We start from the raw sequence: 1,485 nt of genomic DNA, 5'->3' as shown, positions 1-1,485 counted from the left end.
GGCCAGCTCCGCGCCGTCCACCGTCGCGCGGCCGGAGGCGTCCCGGTGCTTGGCCAGGGCGCCGGCGTCGATCCAGCGCCGCAGGGTATCGTCGCTGACCCCCAGGAAGCGCGCAGCATCCGAAATGCGTATCTGCGTCATGAAAAGCAGTATAGTTCCGCAAATGCGGAACGGGACACCTTCCGGTTGCGCCCGGTGTCGCCGCCGCCGGGGCCATCCCGCATCCGCCGCCCTCCGCCGGGTACCCTCGAGGTATGAGCGTTGATCTGGGAATGCCGCAGGTTCCCGGCGGAACCGCGTCCGCCGCGTCCCCGGCGCGCCCCGCAGGGACCGGCCCGGCGCTGGTGGACCGCTTTGGCCGGGTGGCCTCCGACCTGCGGATCTCGCTGACCGACAAGTGCAACCTCCGCTGCACCTATTGCATGCCGGCCGAAGGCTTGGACTGGCTGGCCAAGGAACAGGTCCTCAGCGACGACGAGGTGGTCCGGCTGGTCCGGATCGCCGTCGGGCGGTTGGGCGTGCGCGAACTGCGCCTGACCGGCGGCGAACCCCTGGTCCGTGCAGGGTTGGTGGACATCATCGCTGCCGTCCGCAACAACCACCCCGACCTGCCGGTGTCGCTGACCACCAACGCCCTCGGGCTGGAGAAGAAGGCGGCCGCCCTGAAGGCGGCCGGCCTGACCCGGATCAACGTCTCGCTGGACTCGCTGCACCCGGAGACGTTCGCGCAGCTGACCCGCCGCCCGTTCCTGGACCGGGTGCTCGCCGGCATCGAAGCCGCCGACGCGGCCGGCCTGGGCCTGCTGAAGATCAACGCGGTGCTGATGCGCGGAATCAACGACGCCGAGGCGCCCGCGCTGCTGGACTGGGCGGTGGAACGGGGCTACGAGCTGAGGTTCATCGAGCAGATGCCGCTGGACGCCGACCACGGCTGGACCCGGCAGAACATGCTGGCGGCCGCCGAGATCCGCGCCCTGCTGGAGTCGGACTTCCTGCTCTCCCCGGATCCGCGCGCACGCGACGGCGCCCCGGCGGAACGGTGGGAGGTACGGCGGCGGAACCGCCCCGACGTCGTCGCCGGAACCGTGGGCATCATTGCCTCCGTGACGGAACCGTTCTGCGCCGACTGCCGCCGCACCCGGGTCACGGCCGAGGGCAAGGTGCGCTCCTGCCTCTTCTCGCACGAGGAAACGGACCTGCTGGACCTCCTGCGCTCCGGCGCGGACGACGAGGCGGTGGCGGAACGGTGGCGGACTGCGATGTGGGGCAAACCCAAGGCCCACGGTATGGATCATGCGGGTTTGGGCGGCACGGACTTCGTCCAGCCGGACCGGACCATGAGTGCGATAGGCGGATAGATGATCATCCGGTATTTCGGGGCGGCGCAGGCCGCCGCCGGCGTCGAGGAGGAATCCCTGCCGCTGCCCGACGGCAGCACGCTGGAGACGGTGCTGCGCGAGGTCATCGCCCGGCACAGCCCGGCGG

2 protein-coding genes are annotated in these 1,485 nt (G+C 71.0%); one reads left to right on the top strand and one right to left on the bottom strand.

Annotated features, from left to right (window positions below; translation table 11 throughout):
• A partial coding sequence (locus AC5RV2_RS17895) for a MerR family DNA-binding transcriptional regulator (RefSeq protein ID WP_494093445.1) occupies nt 1-141 on the bottom strand: 141 nt, incomplete at its 3' end.
• Between the two features lie 113 nt (nt 142-254).
• On the opposite strand from AC5RV2_RS17895, the gene moaA reads away from it, so the two are divergent.
• Complete coding sequence (moaA, locus tag AC5RV2_RS17890) at nt 255-1,358, top strand: GTP 3',8-cyclase MoaA (protein ID WP_494093444.1); 1,104 nt, start codon at nt 255-257, stop codon at nt 1,356-1,358.
• Nucleotides 1,359-1,485 lie beyond the last annotated feature (127 nt).

The organism is Arthrobacter sp. Y3225116 (assembly GCF_059091245.1).
Note: the sequence above shows the minus strand (reverse complement) of the source record. Positions and strands in the feature narration are given on the sequence as shown.